The organism is Roseateles terrae (genome assembly GCF_014192155.1).
Classification (GTDB): domain Bacteria; phylum Pseudomonadota; class Gammaproteobacteria; order Burkholderiales; family Burkholderiaceae_C; genus Roseateles; species Roseateles terrae.
The window spans coordinates 39,027-63,613 of record NZ_JACHXO010000011.1; the positions used below are offsets into that span (position 1 = coordinate 39,027).

19 protein-coding genes are annotated in these 24,587 nt (G+C 66.6%); 10 read left to right on the forward strand and 9 right to left on the reverse strand.

All coding sequences use genetic code 11. The annotated features are described in order from the left end of the window. Positions 1 to 5 precede the first annotated feature (5 nt). Positions 6 to 2,831, forward strand: a complete 2,826-nt coding sequence (locus tag FHS28_RS23065) for a nitrate reductase (protein ID WP_088454449.1) — start codon at positions 6 to 8, stop codon at positions 2,829 to 2,831. After that, positions 2,828 to 3,679 carry a uroporphyrinogen-III C-methyltransferase gene (gene cobA / locus FHS28_RS23070; protein WP_246410509.1) on the forward strand — a complete coding sequence of 284 codons (852 nt, stop codon included), beginning with the start codon at positions 2,828 to 2,830 and terminating at the stop codon, positions 3,677 to 3,679. Before FHS28_RS23065 ends, cobA begins: the two co-directional genes overlap by 4 nt. A 60-nt stretch (positions 3,680 to 3,739) precedes the next feature. On the opposite strand, the gene FHS28_RS23075 is transcribed toward cobA, so the two are convergent. Together FHS28_RS23075 and FHS28_RS24710 are read right to left on the reverse strand one after the other, a co-directional pair. Further along, on the reverse strand, positions 3,740 to 4,918 hold the full coding sequence (locus tag FHS28_RS23075) for a YbfB/YjiJ family MFS transporter (protein ID WP_088454447.1): 1,179 nt from the start codon (positions 4,916 to 4,918) through the stop codon (positions 3,740 to 3,742). A gap of 306 nt (positions 4,919 to 5,224) precedes the next feature. After that, positions 5,225 to 6,766: a methyl-accepting chemotaxis protein gene (locus FHS28_RS24710; RefSeq protein ID WP_088454445.1), complete on the reverse strand. Its 1,542-nt coding sequence runs from the start codon at positions 6,764 to 6,766 to the stop codon at positions 5,225 to 5,227. Between the two features lie 146 nt (positions 6,767 to 6,912). Between FHS28_RS24710 and FHS28_RS23090 the strand changes: the two genes are divergently transcribed. Further along, positions 6,913 to 7,692 (forward strand): type III pantothenate kinase, encoded by a 780-nt coding sequence (locus tag FHS28_RS23090; protein ID WP_088454444.1) that lies wholly within the window; start codon positions 6,913 to 6,915, stop codon positions 7,690 to 7,692. Positions 7,693 to 7,699: 7 nt separating this feature from the next. Here FHS28_RS23090 and FHS28_RS23095 read toward each other — a convergent pair whose 3' ends face one another. From FHS28_RS23095 to FHS28_RS23120, 6 genes are all read right to left on the reverse strand, one after another. Then, positions 7,700 to 8,488, reverse strand: a complete 789-nt coding sequence (locus FHS28_RS23095) for a nucleotidyltransferase domain-containing protein (RefSeq protein WP_088454443.1) — start codon at positions 8,486 to 8,488, stop codon at positions 7,700 to 7,702. A gap of 192 nt (positions 8,489 to 8,680) precedes the next feature. Beyond that, positions 8,681 to 10,030, reverse strand: a complete 1,350-nt coding sequence (gene hslU, locus FHS28_RS23100; RefSeq protein WP_088454442.1) for an ATP-dependent protease ATPase subunit HslU — start codon at positions 10,028 to 10,030, stop codon at positions 8,681 to 8,683. Then, positions 10,027 to 10,563 carry an ATP-dependent protease subunit HslV gene (gene hslV, locus FHS28_RS23105; protein ID WP_088454441.1) on the reverse strand — a complete coding sequence of 179 codons (537 nt, stop codon included), beginning with the start codon at positions 10,561 to 10,563 and terminating at the stop codon, positions 10,027 to 10,029. Before hslV ends, hslU begins: the two co-directional genes overlap by 4 nt. A gap of 269 nt (positions 10,564 to 10,832) precedes the next feature. Then, positions 10,833 to 12,575, reverse strand: a complete 1,743-nt coding sequence (locus FHS28_RS23110; RefSeq protein WP_088454440.1) for a hypothetical protein — start codon at positions 12,573 to 12,575, stop codon at positions 10,833 to 10,835. Between the two features lie 86 nt (positions 12,576 to 12,661). Continuing rightward, the gene (gene dksA, locus FHS28_RS23115; RefSeq protein WP_375140798.1) at positions 12,662 to 13,321 is read right to left on the reverse strand and encodes an RNA polymerase-binding protein DksA; all 660 of its coding nucleotides are present in this window, start codon (positions 13,319 to 13,321) and stop codon (positions 12,662 to 12,664) included. Positions 13,322 to 13,454: 133 nt separating this feature from the next. Beyond that, positions 13,455 to 14,600, reverse strand: a complete 1,146-nt coding sequence (locus FHS28_RS23120) for a CobW family GTP-binding protein (protein ID WP_088454491.1) — start codon at positions 14,598 to 14,600, stop codon at positions 13,455 to 13,457. Positions 14,601 to 14,720: 120 nt separating this feature from the next. Between FHS28_RS23120 and FHS28_RS23125 the strand changes: the two genes are divergently transcribed. From FHS28_RS23125 to FHS28_RS23155, 7 genes are read left to right on the forward strand one after another with little or no spacing between them, the layout of a single operon-like run. Then, the gene (locus tag FHS28_RS23125) at positions 14,721 to 15,605 is read left to right on the forward strand and encodes a CorC family transporter (protein ID WP_088454490.1); all 885 of its coding nucleotides are present in this window, start codon (positions 14,721 to 14,723) and stop codon (positions 15,603 to 15,605) included. Beyond that, positions 15,605 to 17,164, forward strand: a complete 1,560-nt coding sequence (gene lnt, locus FHS28_RS23130) for an apolipoprotein N-acyltransferase (protein WP_088454439.1) — start codon at positions 15,605 to 15,607, stop codon at positions 17,162 to 17,164. The genes FHS28_RS23125 and lnt overlap by 1 nt, the downstream gene beginning before the upstream one ends. A 48-nt stretch (positions 17,165 to 17,212) precedes the next feature. After that, positions 17,213 to 18,214 (forward strand): glycine--tRNA ligase subunit alpha, encoded by a 1,002-nt coding sequence (glyQ, locus tag FHS28_RS23135; RefSeq protein ID WP_088454438.1) that lies wholly within the window; start codon positions 17,213 to 17,215, stop codon positions 18,212 to 18,214. 14 nt (positions 18,215 to 18,228) lie between these two features. Beyond that, on the forward strand, positions 18,229 to 20,379 hold the full coding sequence (gene glyS / locus FHS28_RS23140; RefSeq protein WP_088454437.1) for a glycine--tRNA ligase subunit beta: 2,151 nt from the start codon (positions 18,229 to 18,231) through the stop codon (positions 20,377 to 20,379). Positions 20,380 to 20,398: 19 nt separating this feature from the next. Next, positions 20,399 to 21,049, forward strand: coding sequence for a D-glycero-beta-D-manno-heptose 1,7-bisphosphate 7-phosphatase (gene gmhB, locus FHS28_RS23145; protein ID WP_246410511.1), 651 nt, complete (start codon positions 20,399 to 20,401; stop codon positions 21,047 to 21,049). Next, positions 21,049 to 21,834, forward strand: a complete 786-nt coding sequence (locus tag FHS28_RS23150; RefSeq protein ID WP_088454436.1) for a lysophospholipid acyltransferase family protein — start codon at positions 21,049 to 21,051, stop codon at positions 21,832 to 21,834. Before gmhB ends, FHS28_RS23150 begins: the two co-directional genes overlap by 1 nt. Positions 21,835 to 21,849: 15 nt before the next feature. Beyond that, positions 21,850 to 22,929: a M48 family metallopeptidase gene (locus FHS28_RS23155; protein ID WP_088454435.1), complete on the forward strand. Its 1,080-nt coding sequence runs from the start codon at positions 21,850 to 21,852 to the stop codon at positions 22,927 to 22,929. Positions 22,930 to 23,447: 518 nt separating this feature from the next. On the opposite strand, the gene FHS28_RS23160 is transcribed toward FHS28_RS23155, so the two are convergent. Then, on the reverse strand, positions 23,448 to 24,503 hold the full coding sequence (locus FHS28_RS23160; protein WP_088454434.1) for an MBL fold metallo-hydrolase: 1,056 nt from the start codon (positions 24,501 to 24,503) through the stop codon (positions 23,448 to 23,450). Positions 24,504 to 24,587 lie beyond the last annotated feature (84 nt).

The window sequence follows — 24,587 nt, forward strand, 5'->3', positions numbered from 1 at the left end:
ACCCCATGGACCGCACCACCCGTTCGACCTGCCCCTACTGCGGCGTCGGCTGCGGCGTGCTGATCGACACCACTGACACGGCTGAGGGCCCGCAGATCACCGGCGTGCGGGGCGACCCCGACCATCCCGCCAACGCCGGACGGCTCTGCACCAAAGGCGCAACGCTGCACCTCACGGCCACCCCGATGGTGCGTCAGCAGCAGCGGCAACTGCAGCCGGCGTGGCGGCCCGCGCGTGGTGCAGCGCTGCAAGCGATCACCTGGGACGCGGTCGAGCAGCAGTTGGCCGAACGCCTGCTGGCGGTGCGGGCGGAGCACGGCCCCGATGCCATCGGCTTCTACATCTCGGGGCAGCTGCTGACCGAGGACTATCACGCCTTCAACAAGCTGGCCCGCGGGCTGGTCGGCACCAACCACATCGACAGCAACTCGCGGCTGTGCATGAGTGCGGCGGTCGTGGGCTACAAGCAGACGCTGGGCGCCGATGCGCCGCCGACCTGTTATGAAGACCTGAACCTGGCGAGCTGCCTGTTCCTGGCGGGCACCAACACTGCCTGGGCGCATCCGGTGCTGTTCCGCCGCATCGAAGCGGCACGGGCCGCGCGCCCCGACCTGAAGATCATCGTGGTGGATCCGCGCCGCACCGAGACGGCGGAGTTTGCCGACCTGCATCTGCCGCTGCGCCCTGGCACCGACGTCGCGCTGTTCCAGGGGATGCTGCATGCCTGCATCTGGGAAGACTGGGTCGACCGGGCCTTCATCGAGCAGCACACCGAAGGCTTTGAAGCGCTGAAGGCGCTGGTGCGCACGATGACGCCCGGGGAGGCGGCGCGCTTGACCGGTCTGAAGGAAGCGCAGGTGATGCAGGCGGCCCAGTGGTTTGCGCAGTCGCCAGCGAGCCTGTCGCTTTATTGCATGGGTCTGAACCAGAGCAGCAGCGGCACGGCGAAGAACACGGCCCTGATTCATCTGCATCTGGCGACGGGGCAGATCGGCCGACCGGGCGCCGGGCCGTTCTCGCTGACCGGTCAGCCCAACGCCATGGGCGGCCGCGAAACCGGCGGCATGGCGACGCTGCTGCCGGGACATCGTGACCCGATGCGTGCGCAGGACCGGGAGGAGATCGCCGCCTTGTGGGGCTGCGATCCGTTGCCCGATCGCCCCGGGCGGACGGCGGTCGAGATGTTCGAGGCCGCCGCGCGCGGCGAGATCAAGGCGCTGTGGATTGCCTGCACCAATCCCGCCCAGTCCCTGCCAGATCAGGCGCTGGTGCGCGCGGCGCTCTCCCGTTGTGAGCTGGTGATCCTGCAGGAGGCGTTCGTCGGGACGGCAACGGCGGACTTTGCGGACGTCCTCCTGCCGGCGGCCACCTGGGCAGAAAAGGACGGCACGGTCACCAACAGCGAACGGCGCATCAGCCGGGTGCGGGCGGCGCTGGCACCGGCGGGTGAGTCAAAGCCCGATTGGCAGATCGTGCGGGATGTGGCCGTTCGCATGGAAGCGGTGCTGCGGCCGGATGCCGCCAGCCTGTTTGCCTGGGAGCGACCGCAGCAGCTCTGGGACGAGCATCGCGCGGCCACCCGCGGGCGCGATCTGGACATCACCGGGCTGAGTTATGAGCAGCTGGAAGCGGCGCCGCAGCAATGGCCGTTTCCTGAGGGCGCCCAGCAGGGGCGTGCGCGTCTTTATGAGGACCGGCGCTTCGCGCATGCCGATGGCCGCGCGCGCTTTGTGGCGCGACCGTTTGTGCCGCCCGCGGAGCGGCAGGATGCGAGTTATCCACTGGCGCTCAGCACCGGGCGCCTGCGGGACCAGTGGCATGGCATGAGCCGCAGCGGCACCGTCCCACGACTTTTCGCCCATGCGCCATCGCCCGCCTTGCATCTGCATCCCACGGACATTGCGCGGCGACGCTTGCAGGAAGGCGCGCTGGTGCGGGTCGCTTCCCGGCGCGGCGCCATGGTGGTGCCCCTGCGCGCGGACGACGCCCTGTCGCCACAGTCCGCATGGCTGCCGATGCATTGGGGCAGTGAATTCGTCGGCGGGCAAGGGCAGCTGGGTGTGAATGCGGTGACGCAGCCGGTGTTCTGCCCGGATGCGCGACAGCCGGAGCTGAAGTTTGCGGCAGTGTCGGTGACCGCGGTGGACCTGCGCTGGCGATTGATGGGAGCCGCGTGGGTTCCTGCGGGCGAGGGGGCGGCGCTGCGCAGCCAGTTGCGCGCGTTGATGGGTGAGGCCGCCTATGCGAGCTGCCTGCCGGCGCCTGCTGCGCTCAGCACCGGCGAGCCGGCGATGGCTGACAACCACGTCCATCGACCGGTCTCGCCCTCCGGACCCATGGAGGGCTGGTCCATCGAGATGGCGTTTGCCGAGCGCCCCTCGGACGCTGTCGTGCAGGCATTGGCCAGCGCCTTGGGTCTGACCGGCATCGGCGTGCTGCGGTATGCCGACAGCCGACGCGGACGCAGCCGGCTGCTGCGGCTTTCGGGCGAGGGCGCGCAGGCGACGCTGCAAGCGGTGCTGCGGGTCGGCGAAGGTCAGGAGGCGCAGTGGCTGGATGCCTTGTGGCGGGACCGCACGCCGGTGGCGCCGTTCAGCCGCCGCCTGCTGGCACCAGATGCCGAAGTCAGCACCGCCTCGCTCAGTCCCCAGGTCTGCAACTGCTTCAACGTGCGCGAAGACGACATCAAGGCTTGCCTCTCCCGCCAGACTGCCGCAGCGCCCGCGGAGCGGCTGGCCCATCTGCAGGCCACGCTGCGCTGCGGGACCTCCTGCGGCTCCTGTCTGCCGACGCTGCGCCGCTGGGCGCACACCATCGAGGAGATCACATGAACACGGGGTCTGGATCGAATGAAAACAGCCTGCGGATGAAGGCCGGGTCCGTCTTTCTGGTGGGCGCCGGTCCGGGGGACCCGGAACTGCTGACACTCAAGGCGCATCGCATCCTGCAGGAGGCGGACGTGGTGCTGAGCGATGACTTGGTGGATGCCCGCGTGCTGGCGACCTTGCCCTCGCAGACGCGGGTATTGAAAGTGGGCAAACGCGGCGGATGCGTGTCCACCGAACAGCGCTTCATCCACGAGCTGATGATTCGCGAGGCCCGGTCGGGTGCGCGGGTCGTGCGACTCAAAGGGGGCGATCCCTTTGTGTTCGGTCGCGGCGGTGAGGAGGTGGACGCCCTGAGGGAGGCGGGTGTTGCGGTCGAGGTGATCAGCGGATTGTCCGCCGGCATCGCCGCCCCTGCGGCGGTGGGGGTGCCGGTCACGGATCGGCGATGCACACCCGGCGTGGCCTTCGTGACTGGCCATAACGGGGAGCACGGTCAGCAGCCGGATTGGGCGGCCCTTGCGCGCAGCGGTTTGACGCTGGTGGTCTACATGGGACTGGCGCGGGCGGCGACCATCTGCCAGGCGCTTCGTGAAGGCGGGCTGGACGGCCAGACACCCGCGGTGGTTGTCAGCGCGGCACACACGCCGCGGCAGCGCGAATGCTTCACGACGCTGGCGGCACTCCCGGATGCGATCGAGCAGCATCGAATGCCGAGTCCGGGTTTGCTGGTGATCGGCTCAGTGGTGGCGCTGTCCGAGGGATGGAGATCCTGCATGGATGCTCAGTCGCTGCAGGCAATGCAGGCGATTCAGGGGATGAAGGCGCTCCAGGCGTGGGAACCCGCGGCTTGATGCCGATGGCATGGCGATGGCACCTTCCTCCATTGTGCAGCCCGAGCCTGGGCCGGCGTCTCAAGTGTTTCGTTGCTGCCGCTCCCACTGACGAAGAATGACCGTCAGGATCAAGCCCGCCAACAGGACGGCTGCCGTGATCCACAAGGCGCCGCGATAAGTCCCGGTGGCTTGGGCCATCGCACCGGCCAGTGCAGGGGCGGAGACTTGCGCAGCGCCGTAGCTCAGCGTGAGTCGCGCCATGGCCTTGCCCGGGTTGCCCGGTGACCGTCGCCCGACCAGGGCGAGCGTGAGACTCACCAGCCCGATGAAGGTGGCGCCATACAGCAGTGCGCCGCTCAGCGCCGCAGCCAGACCGTCCGACAGGGCCGGAAGCACGACCGACAGCGTCTGCAGCGCAAAGGCGGCGATCAGGGCTTCCAGGTCGCCGAAGCGGCGTGCAATCCGGTCCCACAGAAACACGGCCGGCGTCGCTGCCACGCCCACGAGCAGCCAGGCCCAGGGGCCCTGGCCATGCAGCAGCGGCTGGCGCTCCACGATAGCGACGGTGAAGGTGGCATGGATCACAAAGCCCCAGCCGGCACAGAAATACGCTGCCAGCATCAGACGCATCCAGGTGGCGCTGGGCGCACCCGCCGGCACCTGCGCAGCGGGAGCGGCCGAAGGCGGCATCGGCGGGCGCCACTGCCAGGCGACGGCCAGCAGCAGGGCGCCGATACCGACGAAGCCCCACCAATGTCCAGCCCAGTCCCATTGCAGCGCATCCATGCCCATGGCGCCGATTGCGGACAAAACGATGCCCAGGCCCAGGCCCATGAAATGAACGCCCAGCTCGGGGCGTCGGCCGGCGCGAATCAGAAAACCCAGCACCAGCCCGGACCCCAGCAACATGCCGGCTGCGCCTGCCAGCCCACCCAGGTAGCGGGACAGGGCCCAGATCGGGACGGAGGGCGTCAGCGGCATCAGCGCGGTAGACAGCAGGCCCATCACCAGTCCGGCGAGATAAAGGCGATACCGCCACTGGGGGGCTTCGATCAGAGAGGCGATCAACGCGCCGCTCATGTAGCCGGCGTAATTGATGGCAGCCAGGCCGCCTCCGAGTGCGTCGCCCACGCCTGCCTGCGCATGCATCAGCGGCAGCAGGGGGGTGTAGGCGAAGCGGGCAATGCCGACGGTGAGCATCAGCGCGGTGATGCCACCGACGGACACCTGCCAGGGGCGAAGGGATGCAGCAGTCATCAAGGCGGGAGCAGCGCGGGCCGGATGTGTTGCCGCTGGTGCAGGACACGAAGCATCATCAGGGGCGCTGGGCAGTCCGTGTAGAACAGATGCGCAGGGTAACGCGACAGGGGCCAGCTGCGTATGCCGGGAATGCCCAGGGCCTGCGACCAGCGCGGGAATCCCATCCCAGGTATGAAAGCGAGCCGATCCATCGCTTCACGCAGATGTTGAACGAAACGTCGGGCCGTCCGTTGTCCGACATGCGTGAGGTAGTCAATCAAGGTCGCTCGTGGCAGTCGTGGGCAGACAGAACGCAACAAGCCTTTAGCGTCGCCCCGTCCTGAAATGCGCCACCAGCGCCGTCAGCTTCCGCGCCTGCTCATTCACGGACTCCGCGGACGCTGCAGATTGCTCCACCAGCGCCGCGTTCTGCTGCGTCATTTGATCCAGCTGGGCCACCGCGCCGTTCACGCTGCTGATGCCCTGGCTCTGTTCCACCGTGCTGGCGCTGATCTCGCTGATGATGTCGGACACGCGCTGCACGCTGGCCACGATCTCCTGCATCGTCTCGCCGGCTTCCCGCACCAGCTGCGACCCGGCCTCCACCTTGGAGACGCTGTCGCCGATGAGCGCCTTGATCTCCCGCGCTGCGCCAGCACTGCGCTGCGCCAAGGCGCGCACTTCACTCGCCACCACCGCAAATCCGCGCCCCTGCTCGCCCGCGCGCGCGGCTTCCACCGCCGCATTCAACGCCAGGATGTTGGTCTGGAAGGCGATGCTGTCGATGACGCCGATGATGTCGTTGATCTTCTTGGCACTGGCATCGATGGCGCCCATCGTGCCCACCACCTGCCCGACCACCGCGCCACCGCGCTGCGCCACTTCCGCTGCGCTGCCCGCCAGCTGATTGGCGGTGCGGGCGCTGTCTGCGCTCTGCTGCACGGTGCCGGTGAGCTGCGCCAGCGACGACGCGGCCTGCTGCAGGTTGGAGGCCGTCTGCTCGGTGCGGTGGCTCAGGTCGGTATTGCCGCTGGCAATCTCCGCGCTGGCGGTCTGCATCGCTTCCACACTGCTGCGGAACCCCATCATCATCGTGCGCAGTGAAGCCGTCATCTGCGCCAGCGCCTGTTGCACTTCGCCGATCTCATCGCTGCGCACCGCCTGCTCATGATCGGACAGGTCGCCGTCGCCGATCCGCCCCGCCTGCACCACCAGCTGCTTCAACGGCGTGGAGATGGTGCGCACGAAATAGGCGGTGGCCACCGCCAACAGCAACACGATGACACTCATCACCGCCGCCACGCCCCAGACGGTGCGCATCCGCTCGGCACCCGCCGCCTCCCGCAGGGCAGTCGCTTTGGTCTGCTGGAGCTTGATGAAGGCCTGCTGCGCGTCCAGATATTGCTCGATCGCCGGGACCACCTTCTGCTGCAGCGCGGCGTGCGAGGCGTCCACCTGCCCGTCCGCCTTGAGCTTCATCGCTTCATTGCGTGCGGCGATGTAGGCCTTGCGCCGCTCCGCGACGGTGGCCATGGCGGCTTTGTCGGCGTCGTCGTCCGCCAGCGCCTCCAGCTGTTTCTGCACCTCCGAGATGGTGTCCGTGGTGCGTGCAATGTCGGCCTTCAGCGCATCGGTCACCGCCATGTCGTTGGCGGCCAACCCGCCCTGCACCCGGCTGGCATTGGCCTCGGTCAAGCCCCGCCAGCGCAGCGCCAGCTCAAACCGTTGCTGCTGCTTCGCCTGTGTGACCTGCGACACCGCCAGCAGCGCCTGGGTACGCATGGCGGCCCCGGCAGACATCAGCACCGTCATCACCGCCATCACGATGACCGGCATCCACAAACGCGTCGCAATGGAAAACTTCATCGTCAGCCCTCCTGCCCTCGTATGGTGCACCAAACACCAGAAAATGAAGAGTCACCTCTCCAACCCCAGTCTCTTCGAAGCGCCTGTGCACCGTCTTGAGGACAAACGCTGCTAACCTGCCGGCTGTCGCAGCGTCGCGTGAACTTATGAGCTTTTTGGCCATCGACATCGGTAACACCCGCCTCAAGTGGGCGCTGTATGCCGGGCCGCAACCAGGCAGCCCCATGCTGGCGCATGGGGCCCAATTCCTGGAAAACATCGAGAAACTGGCCGAGCATGACTGGGCCGACCTGCCCACGCCCGGCAGCCTGCTGGGCTGCAACGTGGCGGGAGACGGCATGCGCCATCGGGTGGAGGAACAGCTCGAGGAGCTGTGGGACCTGGAGCCCCGCTGGGTGGCGTCTTCCTCCCAGGCGGGTGGCGTGACCAACGGCTACGACCATCCCACCCGGCTCGGGACTGACCGCTTCGTGGCAATGATCGGCGCCCGGCACCACGTGCTGACCCGCAGCCAGGGCCGTGCGCCGCAACCCGCGCTGGTGGTGATGGTGGGCACGGCGGTGACGGTGGATGCGCTGGACGCCGAAGGCCGTTTCCTGGGCGGCCTGATCCTGCCGGGGCACGGCATCATGCTGCGGGCGCTGGAAGGCGGCACGGCCGGCCTGCGGGTGCCCACCGGCGAGGTGCGCGAATTCCCGACCAACACCTCCGACGCGCTGACCAGCGGCGGCAACTACGCCATCACCGGCGCCATCGAGCGGATGCATCGCCACATGGTGCGGCGCTGCGGCCAGGTGCCGCTGACGCTGATGACCGGCGGTGCGGGCTGGAAGGTGTCCCCGTCGCTGGACATTCCGCATGAGCTGATGGAGTCGCTCATCTTCGACGGACTGCTCGCGCTGCAGTCCCATCGGCTGGCGCTCTAAGCGGCCTTCAGCCCCAGGTTTCCTTCAACACCGTCCGGAACAGCTCCGACAGCAACGGCTCCACTTCCGGTCGCTGCTGCGGATCCGGCCGGATGTGTTCCAGCCGCTGCAGTTCCTGCTCGATGAAGCGCTGGATGACCGGCACCTGCGGTGACAGCCCCAGCTCGGGCGTCACCGTCTTGAGGGCGACAAGATCGTGAATCGCGGGCGCGAGGCCCGGCACCTTGTCCGTCACCTCCAGCAGGCGCTGGAACTCGATCGGCGCCGGACGCTGATACCGCTCCAGCCAACGGACCGACAGCAAGGGCCGCAGCACATAGAAGTACTTCTTCAGCGGCACCTGCTCCGTCTGCAGATAACCGCGGAAGTTGGTCTGCGCCATGCTGCGGTAGTGGTAGATGCCGCGCTCGACCGAATAGACGGTAGGCAACAGCGCCAGCGCCCGCCGATGGAAGCTGCCGTTCTTCTCGTAGACGATGGGCGACTGCACCCACTCGACAAAACCGGGGTTGGACTTCCAGAACAGCCGCAGCGCCTTGCGCAGGTCCCAGCCGTTGATGTCCATGTCATCGACGATCGGATATTCGATGACATCCCGCTGCTCCTCCAGCCCGACGGAGAGGTAGCGCTCCGGGCGGTTCACATAGATGAAGCGGGCGTCGTAGTCGCTGTTGGGCGATGCAAAGCCCCACGCGCGGCTGCCCGATTCCACCGCCAGCAGGACCTTGGCGTCGTGTTCAATTTCGGCGCGCCGCAGGCGGACCAGGACTTCTCGTCGGGCGGATTCTTCGATCATGAGGCTTCAAACGTGCGAGGGGGCAGGGCGGTTGTCCGTGCTGTGCGCAACGGAGACGCCGAATGCACTGGCGGCGCACTTTAGGGATTTCCGAAGTCACGCCAATAGAAAAAACGCCAGGGGATCGCCCTGGCGTCTTGTTTTCACGACGGATGGTGGGAAGTCCCGACTGGCGTCCCCCGATCCCGCGCGTCAGAGGATGAAGCGGCTCAGATCTTCGTTCTGGGCCAGGGCGCCCAGCTTGCTGTCCACCGCGCTGCCGTCCAGGGTGATCGTCTGGCCGGCATGCTTGTGGGCGTCAAAGCTGATGTCGTCCAGCAGGCGCTCCAGCACGGTGGACAGGCGTCTGGCGCCGATGTTCTCGGTGCGTTCGTTCACCTCGAAAGCGATCTGCGCCAGGCGGCGGATGCCGTCATTGCTCAGCTCCAGCGTCAGCCCCTCGGTCGCCAGCAGGGCCTGATACTGCTTCACCAGGCTGGCGTGGGTGCTGGACAGAATTGCCTCGAAATCGTCCACCGACAGCGATTTGAGCTCCACCCGGATCGGGAAGCGGCCCTGCAATTCGGGGATCAGGTCGCTGGGCTTGCTCAGGTGGAAGGCGCCGGAGGCAATGAAGAGGATGTGGTCCGTCTTCACCATGCCGTACTTGGTGTTCACTGTCGTGCCTTCCACCAGCGGCAGCAGGTCGCGCTGCACGCCCTGACGGGAGACATCCGCACCGCCGTGTTCGGCGCGGCTGGCGACCTTGTCGATCTCGTCGATGAACACGATGCCGTTGTCCTGCGCATGCGCGAGGGCCGTGGTCTTGATCTCGTCCTCATTGACCAGCTTGGCGGCTTCTTCTTCCACCAACAGCTTCATGGCTTCGCCGATGCGCACCTTGCGCGTCTTGCGACGGCCCTGGCCCATCTGCGAGAACAGGCCCTTGAGCTGCTCGGTCATCTCTTCCATGCCCTGCGGACCCATGATCTCCATGGTGGGCTTGGCTTCGGCCAGCTCGATCTCGATTTCCTTGTCGTCCATCGAGCCTTCCCGCAGGCGCTTGCGCATGACCTGGCGCGCGGTGCCTTCACCGGCGCCGGTGGTGCTGCCGCTGTCGCTGGGGGTGAAGCCGGTCGTGCGCGGCTGGGGCACCAGCACGTCCAGGATGCGGTCCTCGGCGGCGTCTTCCGCGCGGGTGCGCTGCAGGCGCATCTGGCGCTCGCGCTCCTGCTTGACGGCGATGTCGACCAGGTCGCGGATGATGCTGTCCACGTCCTTGCCCACATAGCCCACTTCGGTGAACTTGGTGGCTTCCACCTTGATGAAGGGCGCATCAGCCAGCTTCGCCAGGCGCCGGGCAATCTCGGTCTTGCCGACACCGGTGGGGCCGATCATCAGGATGTTCTTGGGCGTGATTTCGCCGCGGAGCTTGTCGTCCACCTGCTGACGGCGCCAGCGGTTGCGCAGGGCGATGGCGACGGCGCGTTTGGCATCAGCCTGGCCGACGATGTGGCGGTCCAGTTCCGAGACGATTTCCTGAGGCGTCATGCTAGAGCTCATTCCAGTACTTCCAGCGTGTGGTTGCCATTGGTGTAGATGCAGATTTCGCCCGCAATGACCAGCGACTGTTTGACGATGTCAGCGGCACTGAGTTCGCTGTGATTGAGCAGGGCCTTGGCGGCGGCCTGGGCATAGGCGCCCCCGGAGCCGATGGCCACGATGCCCTGTTCCGGCTCCAGCACGTCGCCGTTGCCGGTGATGATCAATGAGGCGGTGCGGTCCGCCACGGCCAGCATGGCCTCCAGACGACGCAGCACCCGGTCGGTGCGCCAGTCGCGGGTCAGTTCCACAGCGGCCTTGGTCAGGTTGCCTTGGTACTTCTCCAGCTTGGCCTCGAAGCGCTCAAACAGAGTGAAAGCGTCGGCAGTCGCTCCCGCAAATCCAGCAAGGACTTGACCTTGGTAAAGCTTGCGCACCTTGCGGGCGGTGGACTTGACGACGATGGTGCCCAGGGTGACCTGGCCGTCACCGCCGATGGCGACCTGATTGCCGCGACGGACACTGACGATGGTGGTGCCGTGATACGGCGGCAAAGGGGAAGAGTCTTGTGACATGGCAGAGCCGGGCAAGCAGCCTTGGAAACAGCCTTGGAAACGCCAAGTGTGGGGCTGATGCCGGAATCACAAGAGGGGAAGGGGAGTTGCCGAAGGGGATTTGGCAGCCGTTGTGCGCCCTGCACGCGGCCACTTCGGTGCAGCCGATGCCTGACCCCATGAAAAACGGTCTCCGAGGAGATCCTGGGAGACCGTTTCGGCCGTTCTGACCGTTTCAGCAGCTCTGGCTGCTCAGTGCGCGCCCGCGCTCAAACGTGCCGCACCTTGACCCGGGCGTGTTCGTTGATGCCCATGGCGCCAAAGAACAGCGCCACCAGACGATGGGCATCGGTGAACTGCACCGCGCGGTTCTCGCTGCGACGGGCCAGCACCCAGTTCAGCAGGTCACCAGCGGCCATGAAGTCCAGGCGGATCAGCTTGGGGCAGGCGATGTTGACCAGCGAGGCCGGGCCCAGCTGATCGGTCATCAGCTTGAGGGTTTCGCTGATGTCGCCGCTGAGTTGCCCCGACAGCTCCATCTGGGCCGCCGTGCTGAGGGCGTCGGTGATGGTGGATTCGAGGAAGCTGATGCCGGTGTCCATGGCCGGCTGCACCGACGACTGCGGCGAGGCGGTCGAGAGGCTGTTGCCGCTGACCCGCACATGCGCTTCGGCTTTCTCCCACGAGGGCGGGGAGACTTCGTAGGTGACGCAGTAGTCGATGGCGACTTCGTCGAACTGGTCCGGACGGTTGGCCAGCCGCAGGGCTTCCAGGCGCAGCATCCAGTAGACCGGGTCGGCATCCCGGGCGCCGACCGGCGCCTGGTCCTTCAGCACCTGGAAGAAGTGGTCTCCGGCCAGCCAGCGCAGGTCCAGGGCCTGCGGGGCCCAGGCGCGGAAGACTTCCCGCAGCCGGGCGCAGGCTTCCGGATCGATCTGGCGCAGGTTCTGGAAGTCCAGCACCCAGGGCAGGGGCAGGTTTTCGCAGCGGCTGCGCATCTGCAGCACGCCGTCCACATCCAGGTATTCCGGGCAGGACCAGGCCACGGTGTTGCTGTGGCCGCGAGGTGCGCGCTCCTGCTGCACGGCTTCCGCCACGAGCTTGGGCAGCGAGAACCATTGCGGCGAGGACAGGCCGAACTGCTGGGCGTAGTCGTTGGCCAGGTGTTCGAACTTGGCCTGCTGGCCGGTGGCCCGGTACAGGTCGAACAGCACCAGCCAGGTGTCTGCATGGGTGTGCCGGCTGCCGCTTTCGCGGGTCAGGTCGGACAGGCTGCGTTCGCAGTGCTCGTAGTCGCCGTTGGCGAAGGCGATCACGGCTTCGTCCAGTTCGGCGTCGTGCACGACTTCGTTGACTTCCACGTCGCTCGGATCGGCCACATGGAAGTTCAGGGTCGGGATGGCGGCCTTGAGCTCGGGAATGGGCGCGGCGGCACCCGCACTCTGCGGGGACAGGCCGGAGCCCATGTTGGCCGAGGCCGGTGCCGGGGAGAGGTCCAGCCGCTCCACCGTCGTCGGCGAGGGTGCGAAGGCGGGGCTTCGCGCGCCGATGCCGTCCGCCGGCTGCGTGGCATTGAAATTGACCGGGCGGGTGCTGGTTTCGAAGAAGGCCGGCGGATGCTGGCCCTGCACCTGCGTGGGGGCGAAGCTCTCGCCCACCATCTGCTGCTCGATCTGGTCGATCTTGGACTTGATGCTGGTCTGGCTGCCGTTGATCTCGCTGATGCGGCCCAGTTCGTCGATGCCGGAGGTGGCGTGGCCCCCCAGGGCCGCCAGCTGCTCCGGGGTCAGGCCTTCGCGCCGGATGCGACGGAGCATGTCCAGCTCGCGCTTGCGGACGAAGTCGTTGCGCCGCTTGCGCTCGACCATGGCCCGCAGTTCCGCCTTGGCCGCGTCGGCTTCCGGATCATCCTGGCGCGAATTGATTTCCGCCCAGTCCGTCGTCGGGTTGGCAACGAAACGGGCCACCTTGCGGAAGAAGCTCTCGCCGTCTTTGGTGGTGGGATCGGTCATGCTTGGTGGCGTCTCTCTGGGCAGTCTCGGAAATCGGTGCCGATCAGCAGTCGGTCAGCAGTCAGTCAGCAGACGGGGCTCGGGACTCAATCCCCGAACATCTTCTGCTTCAGCTCCCGGCGTTGCTGGGCTTCCAGCGACAGGGTAGCGGTCGGACGGGCGATCAGACGGCCCAGGCCGATCGGTTCGCCAGTTTCGTCACAGTATCCGTATTCTCCGCTGTCCAGACGGGTCAGGGATTGCATGATCTTCTTGAGCAGCTTGCGCTCGCGGTCGCGGGTGCGCAGTTCCAGGGCGTGCTCTTCCTCGATGGTGGCCCGGTCGGCCGGATCGGGGACGATGGAGGTGTCTTCCCGCAGGTGCTCGGTGGTTTCACCGGCGTTGGAGAGGATGTCTTCCTTGAGCTGGGTCAGCTTGGCGCGGAAGAACTCCACCTGCTTGTCGTTCATGTATTCGCTGTCCGGCATGGCCAGCACTTCAGCGTCAGTCAGTTCAGCACCGGGCTTGGATTTCCAGGCATTGGCGAGTTTGGGGTCGGCTTTCACGGCGGTGCGGGGGTTCTGAGTCAAGGTTGAAGAGGCGGTCGCGCGCGGGACGGGGGCGTCCAGCGTGGCGACCGAACTGTCAGGAGCTTCCGCTTCAGGAGCGTCAGCGGCACTGGCGGCCTGGGCCGCCACAGGCTTGGCAACCTTGGCGCCTGCCTTCGGTGCAGTGGTCTTGGAGGCCGGGGTCTTGCTCACGTTCACTCTCCTAGCGGCTCGTTAGATCTGCTCGACACGATCCGCCAGGGCGGACGAGCCAGTCCGGTCTTGGGCGCGGCGATTGTAGCCACGTCCTGTAGCTACATGCGTCGCGCCGGGCTGACCCGGCAGTGTGGCACTAAGCCAGACAGCCTTCCAGCCCCTGAAGCAGGATGTCTTTCGGCAAATCAATACCAATGAACACCAGTTTGCTGATGCGGGCTTCGTCGGGGGACCACTTCGGGCCCAGGTCGGAGCCCATCAGCTGGTGCACGCCCTGGAAAATCACCTTCTTGTCGGTGCCCTTCATGTTCAGGACGCCCTTGTATCGCAGCATCTTCGGTCCGTAGACCTGCACGATGGCGCCCAGGAAGTCTTCCAGCTTGGCCGGGTTGAAGGGCCGGTCCGAGCGGAAGACAAACGACTTCACATCATCGTCATGGTGATGATGGTGGGGGTGGTTGCAGGCCTCGCCGGGGGCGTGGTCGTGGCCGGCGTGATCATCGTGGTCATGACCGTGGTGGGCATGGTCGTGCGCATGATCGTGGTCGTGACCATGGTCATGCTCGTCCACGCTCAGGAATTCGGGGTCGATTTCCAGCTTGGCGTTCAGATTGAAGCCGCGCAGGTCGAAGACCTCGGAAATGGGGACTTCACCGAAGTGCACCCGGCGCTGGGGCGCACGCGGATTCATGTGCTTGAGGCGGTGGGTCAGCGCATCGACGGCGGCGGCGTCCACCAGGTCGGTCTTGCTCAGAAAGATCTGGTCGGCAAAACCGACCTGACGGCGGGCTTCCTGACGGGTGTCGAGCTGCTCGCCGGCATGCTTGGCGTCCACCAGCGTCAGGATGGAGTCCAGCAGGAAGGTCTCGGCGATCTCGTCGTCCATGAAGAAGGTCTGGGCCACCGGGCCGGGGTCGGCCAGGCCGGTGGTCTCGATGACCACCCGCTCGAAGTCCAGCTCGCCGGTGCGGCGGCGCCGGGCCAGGTCGGTCAGGGTGGTGCGCAGGTCTTCGCGGATCGTGCAGCAGACGCAGCCGTTGCTCAGCTGGATGATCTGCTCCTGGGTGTCACTCACCAGGATGTCGTTGTCGATGTTTTCTTCGCCGAATTCGTTTTCGATCACGGCGATCTTCTGGCCATGGGCTTCGGTCAGGACACGCTTGAGCAGCGTCGTCTTGCCCGAGCCCAGGAAGCCGGTGAGGATCGTGGCGGGGATCAGGCCCGGTCCGCTCGCGGAGCCGTTCGCGGTGGCCGCGGTGTCATTCGATGCTGCTGTTGACATGGTGTACAACCGAAATTAGGAAGCTTGGGCCCAGCAAATGGGGGCGAAAGACTGTGGTTCAAGCGAATGTCAATGTCAATGGGTTATTCTGACGCCTCCTCCACCACGGCACACACTGCAGTGTCTGAACCTCAGCCTAGTCGGCCCGCCAAACATGGCGGGCGTGGCAACGACCATCGCGGTCTGCTGGACCGCGTCCTTGAATTCCTCCATCCAGGTCCGGACTCCACCCGCGAGTTGATGGAAACCCTGGCGGAGGCCGAAGAGCGTGAGCTCATCGCCCCCGAATCCCGGCAGATGCTGGAAGGCGTGCTGCGCATGGCCGAGCTCAGCGCCGGTGATGTGATGGTGGCCGCCCCCCGCATGGACTTGCTGGACATCCACGCCAGTGTGGACGACCTGCTGGGTGCGGTGATCGACACCGGCCACTCCCGCTTCCCCGTGTATGACGGTCAGCGGGACAACATCATCGGCATCCTGCTCGCCAAGGATCTGCTCAAGCTCCAGCGCGCGCCTGAGCTGAACCTGCGTGCGTTGCTGCGCCCGGCAGTTTTCGTGCCTGAGAGCAAGGGCCTGAACGAATTGCTGCGGGATTTCCGCTCCAACCGCAACCATCTGGCCATCGTCATCGATGAGTTCGGCAACACCGCCGGGCTCATCACCATTGAAGACGTGCTGGAGGAGATCGTGGGCGAGATCGAAGACGAATTCGACGTCGGTCACAGCGATGCCGGCATCTACACGCTGGCGGACGGCAGCTTCCGCGTGGCCGGCGACGCCACCATCCAGGCGGTCAATGAAGCCTTCGGTCTGGCGCTGTCGCACCAGGACTTCGACACCATCGGCGGTCTGGTCGCCCACGAGCACGGCCGGGTGCCGCGCCGGGGTGAATCGGTGGACCTGGCCGGGCTGCGCTTTGCGGTGATGATCAACCGCGGCGGCGCGGTGCGCTGGTTCAAGGTGGTCCGCGCGCCCGCGACCGAAGCGGACGACAGCAGCGGCTGATGCGGACAGCGGGTTCCCCACTCGGGCAGGGCGGTCTGCCCGTACCGGCGCGCCTGTCCGCGCTGCGACATCCGCTGCTCGCCCTGGTGGCGGGCGTGCTGCATACCGGCGCCTTCGCGCCCAGCCCCGCCTGGTGGCTGCAGCCGCTGGCGCTCGCCTGGCTGTTCTGGGCCGCGCTGGCGGTGCGGCCCCGGCGTGCGGCCGGCCTTGGCGCGCTGTTCGGCATCGGCTGGCTGGCGTCGGGACTTTGGTGGCTCTACATCAGCATGCACGATTTCGGCCATCTGCCGGCCGTCGTGTCGGGGCTGGCGGTGCTGCTGCTGGCGGCGTTTTTATCCCTCTATTACGCCCTGGCGCTGGGGCTGGCTGCGCGGCTGCAAGGCCCCGGGTGGATCCGGGCGCTGGGCGCTGCCAGCTTGTGGCTGGCCGCCGAACTGGGCCGGGCGACGTTATTCACCGGCTTCCCCTGGATCGCCAGCGGCTACGCCCATACGCAGGGTCCGCTGGCCGCATTTGCGCCGTGGATCGGCGTCTACGGCATTGCCGCCCTGAGTGCCGCGCTGGCCGCCGCACTGGCGCTGGGCGCCTGGCGGCTGCTGGGCGGCCTTGTGGTGCTGGTGGTGCTGGGTCAGGCGCTGCCACGAGCGTTCACCCAGCCGGCGGGGGACCTGGCGGTGTCGCTGGTGCAGCCCAGCATTCCGCAGGACCAGAAGTTCGACAAGGCCCGTTTTGACGACAACCTCAACCAGCTGGCCAGCCTGGTGGAGTCGGCCCGCGGCCAGCTGGTGATCACACCCGAATCGGTGCTGCCCGTCCCGCTGGCCTGGCTGGACCCGGTGCAGGTGGAGCGTCTGCAGCGGGCGTCGCAGCAGCGGCCGGTGCTGCTGGGCACCTTCCTGGGCAACGAGCAGGAAGGGTTTGTCAACTCCCTCATTGCCCTGGGTGCGCCGCAACCGTATGACTACGGCAAACGGCACCTGCTGCCCTTTGGGGAGTTCATCCCGCCGGGCTTCCACTGGTTCGTCCGCGCCATGCGCATCCCCATGGATGACCAGGCGCACGGCACCCATCAACGGGCCTGGGCGTTCGGCGGCCAGCGGCTGCGGCCGCTGATCTGCTATGAGGATCTGTTCGGCGAGGACGTGGTGGCCAGCGCGCTGGATCAGGGCGAGGCTTCGGCCACCGTCTTTGTCAACGCCAGCAACCTGGCCTGGTTCGGGCCGCGCATGGTGCAGGACCAGCATCTGCAGTTCTCCCGGATGCGGGCGCTGGAGTTCCAGCGGCCGGTGGTGCGGGCCACCAACACCGGCGCCACCGCGCTGGTCGATCATGAAGGGCAGGTCCGCGCCCGGCTGCCGGCCGAGCAGGCCGGCGTGCTGGAGGTGACGGTGCAGGGCCGGCGCGGCGAGACGCCGTATGCCCGCTGGCTGGCGGCAGCCGGGCTATGGCCGCTGTGGCTGGTGGCGGGGCTTGGGCTTGTCGCCGGGCTGTTCCCGGGGGTGTTCCCGGGCGCAATCCTGGGGCACAGACGCCACCGGACCCGGCCAGAACTTCCCTAGAATGGGCGTTTTCTCCAATATGCCCCGTCGTCCAGGGGTCGATGCTCCATGCTGACTTTCCAGCAAATGATTCTTCGCCTGCAGGAATACTGGTCCAAGCAGGGCTGCGCCCTGCTGCAACCCTACGACATGGAAGTCGGCGCGGGGACCAGCCACACCGCCACGTTCCTGCGCGCGCTCGGTCCGGAGCCCTGGAAGGCCGCCTATGTGCAGCCCAGCCGCCGTCCCAAGGATGGCCGTTATGGCGAGAACCCGAACCGCCTGCAGCACTATTACCAGTACCAGGTCGTGCTCAAGCCGGCGCCGGACAACATCCTCGAGCTCTATCTCGGCTCGCTGGAAGCGCTGGGCCTGGACCTCAAGAAGAACGACGTGCGGTTTGTCGAGGACGACTGGGAGAACCCCACCCTCGGCTGCTGGGGCCTGGGTTGGGAAGTCTGGCTCAACGGCATGGAAGTGACGCAGTTCACCTACTTCCAGCAAGTGGGCGGCATCGACTGCAAGCCGATCACCGGCGAGATCACCTACGGCCTGGAGCGGCTGGCGATGTATCTGCAGAACAAGGCCTCGGTCTACGACCTGGTCTATTCGGACGCCACTTCGCCATCTGGCCGCGCGCTGAGCTATGGCGACGTCTTCCACCAGAACGAGGTGGAACAGTCCACCTACAACTTCGAGTTCAGCGACGTCGACTTCCTGCTGCAGGCCTTCGGCGCCTACGAAAAGCAGTCGAAGTTCCTGATGGAGCAGCAGCTGGCGCTGCCGGCGTATGAGCAGCTGCTCAAGGCCGGCCACACCTTCAACCTGCTGGATGCCCGCGGCGCCATCAGTGTGACGGAACGGGCGGCCTACATCGGCCGCATCCGCAATCTGGCCCGCGCAGTGGCCCAGAGCTATGTGGACAGCCGTGCGCGACTGGGCTTCCCGATGGCGCCCAAGGCCTGGGCGGACGACGTGCTGGCGCAGATCGAGAAGAAGAACGCCGACAAAAACAGCGACAAGAGCAACGACAAAAACAACGACAAAAACAACGACAAGAAGGCGGCTTGAGCCCGACGACCGACATGAGCCACATCTCCACCTCCCCCTTGCTCGTTGAACTGTTTGTCGAGGAGCTGCCGCCCAAGGCGCTGAAGAAGCTGGGTGAATCCTTCGCCAGCGTACTGGCCGAAAGCCTGCGCAGCCAGGGTCTCGCGACGGCGGATGCCGTGGTGACGCCCTTTGCCACGCCGCGTCGCCTGGCGGTGCACATCAGCCAGGTGGCCGACAAGGCGGCCGACCGGGCGGTGCAGCAGAAGCTGATGCCGGTCAGCGTGGCGCTGGACGCCGCAGGCCAGCCCACGCCAGCCTTGCTGAAGAAGCTGGCGGCGGCCGGTGCCGATGCGTCGGTGGTGCCGCAGCTCAAGCGCGCGCCGGATGGCAAGGCCGAAGCCCTGTTCCTGGACACGGTGGTGCCGGGCGCGACTCTGTCGCAAGGCCTGCAAAAGGCGCTGGACGACGCGCTGGCCCGCCTGCCCATTCCCAAGGTGATGACCTATCAGCTGGCCGACGGCTGGAGCGACGTCAAGTTCGTCCGCCCCGCCCATGGCCTGGTGGCCCTGCATGGAGATGCGGTCATGCCGGTGTCGGCGCTTGGCCTGCAGGCCGGCCGAACCACCCGCGGCCATCGTTTCGAGGCGCGCCAGTCCGAGATTCAGCTGCGTCAGGCGGACACCTACGAGCAGCAACTGCGGGAAGAGGGCGCCGTCATCGTTTCCTTCGAGCAGCGCCGTGCCGACATCGTTCGCCAGCTGCAGGCCAAGGCCGATCCGCTGGGCCTCACCCCGATCGACGCGCCCGAGCTGCTGGACGAAGTCTGCGCGCTGGTCGAGCTGCCGAATGTGCTGGCCTGCCAGTTTGAATCGGACTTCCTGACCGTGCCGCAGGAGTGCCTCATCCTGACGATGAAGGCCAACCAGAAGTACTTCCCGCTGCTGGACAGCCACGGCAAGCTGACGAATCATTTCCTGGTGGTGAGCAACATCCACCCGGACGATGCCAGCGCCGTCATTGAAGGCAATGAACGGGTGGTGCGTCCGCGTCTGGCTGACGCCAAGTTCTTCTTCGACCAGGACCGCAAGCGCACGCTGGCGGACCGGGTGGGCGGCCTGGCCAAGGTGGTGTACCACGGCAAGCTGGGCAGCCAGGGCGAGCGCAGCGAACGGGTGCGGGCCATTGCCCACGGCATCGTCAATCAGCTGCGCATGGCCACGCTGCCTTACACGGTGGAAGCCAAGGACGAATTCGATGTGCTGGACAGCAAGGTCAAGGAAGCCTCGCTGCTGGCCAAGGCCGACCTGCTGACCGACATGGTGGGCGAGTTCCCTGAGCTGCAGGGCATCATGGGCGGTTATTACGCCCGTCATGAAGGCCTGCGCGACGGCGTGGCCATCGCCATCGAAGACCACTACAAGCCGCGTTTTGCGGGTGATGCGCTGCCGCGCAACCACACCGGCACGGTCGTGGCGCTGGCGGACAAGCTGGAAACGCTGGTGGGCCTGTTCGGCATCGGCCAGTTGCCGACCGGCGACAAGGATCCTTTTGCCCTGCGCCGTCATGCGCTGGGCGTGATCCGCATCCTGGTGGAGAAGAACCTGCCGCTGGAATTGCCCGCGCTGATCCAGTCGGCGGTACCGGCTTTCGGCGAACTGATCCAGGATCCGACCGAGGCGCTGCTGGGCTTCTTCGCCGACCGTCTGGCGGTGAGCCTGCGCGACCAGGGCTTCAGCGCCCAGGAAGTCGATGCGGTGCTGGCGCTGTCCCCGGCCCGTCTGGGCGACATCCCGCGCCGCCTGGAAGCGGTGCGCAGCTTCGCGGCGCTGCCGGAATCGGCTTCGCTGGCGGCAGCCAACAAGCGGGTCAGCAACATCCTCAAGAAGATCGAAGGCGAGCTGCCGACCGAGGTCAGGCCCGAGCTGCTCCAGGAAGACGCCGAGAAGGCGCTGGCCGAGGCGCTGGCGGCCGTCGGACCGGAGGCGGATCAGCGGTTCGAGCAGCACGACTACGCCGGTTCGCTCAAGGCCCTGGCCGCCCTGAAGGCGCCGGTGGACGCGTTCTTCGACCATGTCATGGTCAATGCCGACGACCTGGCGCTGCGGGCCAACCGTCAGGCGCTGCTCAAGCGCCTGCATGACGCGATGAATCGCGTGGCCGACCTTTCCCGCCTGGCGGCCTGATCGGCCGAGGACTGACACGATGCCCAACCGCTCCGACCATCCGCATGGCATGAAGCTGGTGATCCTGGGGCGGGATGGCACCATCAACCGCTACCGGGACGACCATGTGAAGTCGCCGGAAGAGCTGGAGCCGATGCCCGGCGCCCTGGAAGCCGTGGCGCGCCTGAACCATGCCGGCTGGCACACGGTGATGGCCACCAACCAGCCCGGCATCGGTCGGGGCCTGCTGGACATGGCGTCGCTCAATGCGGTGCATCTGCGGCTCAACCAGCTGCTGGCCGAAAAAGGCGGGCGTCTGGATGCGGCTTTCTTCTGCCCTCACGCGCCGGAAGACAACTGCAGCTGCCGCAAGCCGCTGCCGGGGTTGATCGAACAGATCGGCGAGCGCTTCGGTGTGGATCTGCCGCTGGTGCACATGGTGGGCGCGTCCATGCGGGATGTGCAGACCGCCATGGCGGCGGGCTGCCGTCCGCATCTGCTGCGGGGTGAGCGCATGGCGGGCGTGGACGAGCAGCAGTTGCAGGAGCAACTGGCCCTGGTGCCGGGCGTGCGTGTGCATGCCGATCTGGCGTCCTTCGCGGACAGCCTCATTCAAGAAGAGCGTCGTGCCCGCGCGGATGCGCGCGGCGGGACGCCTGTTCCCGATTCCCGTCCTGGAGACCTGAGCTGATGCTCGCTGCCCTGCGTTCCCTCCTGTTTGTTCTCTGGCTCGCCGTCACCGTCATTCCCTGGGGAACGGCGGTGGTGCTGGTCTCTCCCTTCCTCAGCAGCACCCGGCTCTACTGGATGTGCGCCGGCTGGCTGACGGTGGCCATGTGGGGCGCGCGGGTCATCTGCGGCGTGCGCTGGAAGGTGCAGGGCATGGAGCATCTGCCCAAGGGGCCCAGGGAATCGGTCATTCTGCTGTCCAAGCATCAATCGACCTGGGAGACCTTCGCTTACCCGATGCTGATGCCGCGCCCGCTGGCCTATGTGTTCAAGCGCGAGCTCATCTATGTGCCGTTTTTTGGCTGGGCGATGGCGCGCCTGGACATGATCCACATTGACCGCAGCAAGCGCAGCGAAGCCTGGTCCAAGGTGGCCGCGCAGGGCAAGCGCCTGGCGGCGCAGGGCACCTGGGTCATCATGTTCCCGGAAGGCACCCGTGTGGCGCGTGGGACCGCCGGCGACTACAAGACCGGCGGCACCCGCCTGGCGGTGGAGACCGGCCAGCCGGTGGTGCCGATTGCAGTGAATTCGGCCCGCTGCTGGCCGCGCAAGAGCTTCCTGCTGCGCCCGGGCGTGGTGGATATCTCCGTCGGCCCGCAGATTCCCAGCACCGGCCGTGCGCCTGCGGAACTGATGCAGGAAGTGCAGGCCTGGATCGAGGCAGAAATGCGCCGACTGGATCCGGACGCCTATCCAGCCAGCGCCCCTGCACCGGTGACGGCCCCTCCCGCGCCGGCACCGGTCTGAGTACACTTCGCGCCCATGCCGCCTTCCAAGCTGCGTGGCCTGGCCGAGCTTTTGAAATTCACTCAGCTGTCGCTCTTCGACAGCGCTCCGCCACCTGCCTCTGCGCCGACTGTCTCCACAGGTTCGCCTGAAGATCCGCCCGCTATGCGGGAGCGGCTGGGCGGGCCGGTGCAGCCGCCGCTGACGAAGCAGCCGTCTTTTCTGGCGCCGGACCCCAGCACTTTGACACCCTCGCCGCGCGCCCGCGCGGATGGCGCGGCCTTGCGCCAGGTGATCCTGCATGGCCAGCCGGTGCCTTACGAACTCAAGCGGGCCCGCCGCCGCAGCATTGGCTTCACCGTCAGCGAGGACGGACTGCGGGTCTCTGCGCCCAAGTGGGTGGCGATCGGAGATATCGACAAGGCCCTGCAGCAGAAGGCGGAATGGATTCTGCGCAAGCTGGTGGAGCAGCGCGAGCGTGCGCGCCGCACCCAGGCCGCGCGGGTCCACTGGGGAGATGGCTGCAGCCTGCCTTATCTGGGTGAGCCGCTGATTGTGGTGCTGGATCCCAGCATGAGCGGCGCACGTCTGGACGAAGGCCGTAGCGATGCCCAGGGCACGCTCTCCACTGTCGCCCGCCGGATGCTCTATCTCGGGCTGCCGCAGCAGGCCACGGCCGAGCAGATCCGCGACACGGTGCAGGCCTGGTTGCAGCGTCAGGCCAAGGCCTGGTTCGAGCCGCGCTGCCGTCACTTCGCCTCGCAACTCGGCGTCACCATGACGGGGCTGCGCCTGTCATCCGCGCAGACGCGGTGGGGCAGTGCCAATGCGGACGGCATCATTCGCCTGAATTGGCGTCTGATTCATTTCTCGCCGGCGCTGATTGACTATGTGGTGGCGCATGAGTTGTCGCATCTGCTGGAAATGAACCACAGCCCGCGTTTCTGGGCCGTGGTGCGCTCCGTCATGCCCGACTACGAACTGGCCCGCGACCGTCTCAAGCAGGCGGTGCTTCCGTTGATGGATACGGAGGGGGACGGAGCCGCGCCAGATCTCGACGGGGATGCCGGCCGACACGTGGGACGCGGCCACCCGCCAATGCCTTCCGGCTATTGAATCTTCTCTGACGCGGGGCACGGCTGGTCGGCCCGGCCGAGGGCAGTGCACGGTGTGGAGAAGACGGGGAGGCGGGGTCTGTTTGCGCAGGTTAAGGAAGGAATGGCCGGCGAAGCCGGACAGGAGGGACACGGAGCAAACGGACCCCGCCTCCCCGTCTTCGGACGGAGGCCACCGGGGCATTTCCAGAGACCGTGACAGCCCCGACCCCACCGTGTAAACCTCACACCGCCGCCGCCAAGGTCCTGAGTGTTTACCCGCAGCTTCATAGGTCATTTCCCCATCCCATCGGGGTAGCGGCTCAGGTTTCCCCCTTAGGGGGGGCTTGTCCCTCATTCTGGGTGGACGCACACTCGCCAACGCTGTCATCACCGCATCTGAGCCCAGGTTGTCCCCAGCTCCGTGCGGCGCTTACGATTTCCGCAGCCTGCGCTGTGTTCGGTCGATCCGCGCTGACGTTAATTGATGCATACAAGGCTCAGCGCCGCCGCCCCCGGAAGGGGCGGCGGCGACTGATTTCAGGCCGAGAACCGATACACCCCGTCGTCATCCAGACGACGCCGCAATTGTCCACCGAGCCACAGATGGTTCAGGTGCGCCACCGCTTCCCCCATCGCGAACGTTGTCTGGTGCAAATCCAGCGGCCGCCGGAACATCATCGGCAGCAGTTCTGCCGCATGGCTCGGCTGGGCCGTGCAGGCCTCCAGCACTTCCGCCAACCGTTCCGCATGGTGTTCCTGCAGCTGATCGATGCGGGCATGCAGCCCCTTGAACGGCTTGCCATGCGCCGGCAACACGAGCGTGTCGTCCGGCAGCGGCAACAGCCGTGCGAGCGAATCCAGGTATTGACGCAGCGGATCCGCCTCCGGCTCCACATCCACCACCGACACATTGGTCGAGATCCGCGGCAACACCATGTCACCGGCGATCATCACGCCCATGGAGGCGGACCACAGGCTCATATGCTCCGGCGCATGGCCATGCCCCACCAGGCAGGTCCATTCGTGACCGCCAATGGTCAGCACCATGCCGTCCATCAGCCGCCGGAACGCCGGCGGCACCGCGGGGACCATGTTCGGGTAATAACTCGCCCGTCCGCGGATCTTCTCCAACGCCGCCGGGTCTGTCAGCCCATGGCTGCCGAAGAATGCCGCGGCCGCTTCGCCCCCCATGCCCACCGTGGACGACGACGCCACCCGCGCCAGCTGGTAGTCCGTGGCGCTCATCCACAGCCGGCAGTTCCACCGCTCCGTCAGCCAGTGGGCCAGCCCCATGTGGTCGGGATGGAAGTGGGTCACCACCACGCGCAGCACCGGCAGCCCGTCCAGGTGATTCGCAAAAATCGTCTCCCAGTGAGCGATCGTCGCTTCACTGTGGATGCCGCAATCCACAATCGTCCAGCCGCGCTGACCGTCCACCTCGTCCTTCAACAGCCACAGGTTGATGTGGTCCAGCGCGAAGGGCAGGCCCATGCGCAACCAGCGCAAACCGGGCGCCACTTCCAGCACGTCGCCGGGAGCGGGCAATTGATCACCGAGGGGGTAGGACAGTTCGGATTCGCGCGGATTGGCCATGGCGGTAGACTTCAGGTTTACGTTTACGTCAACGTCACCGCAGTGTAGCCATGAGCACCGAGTCCCGCCCGACCCTTCCCCCCG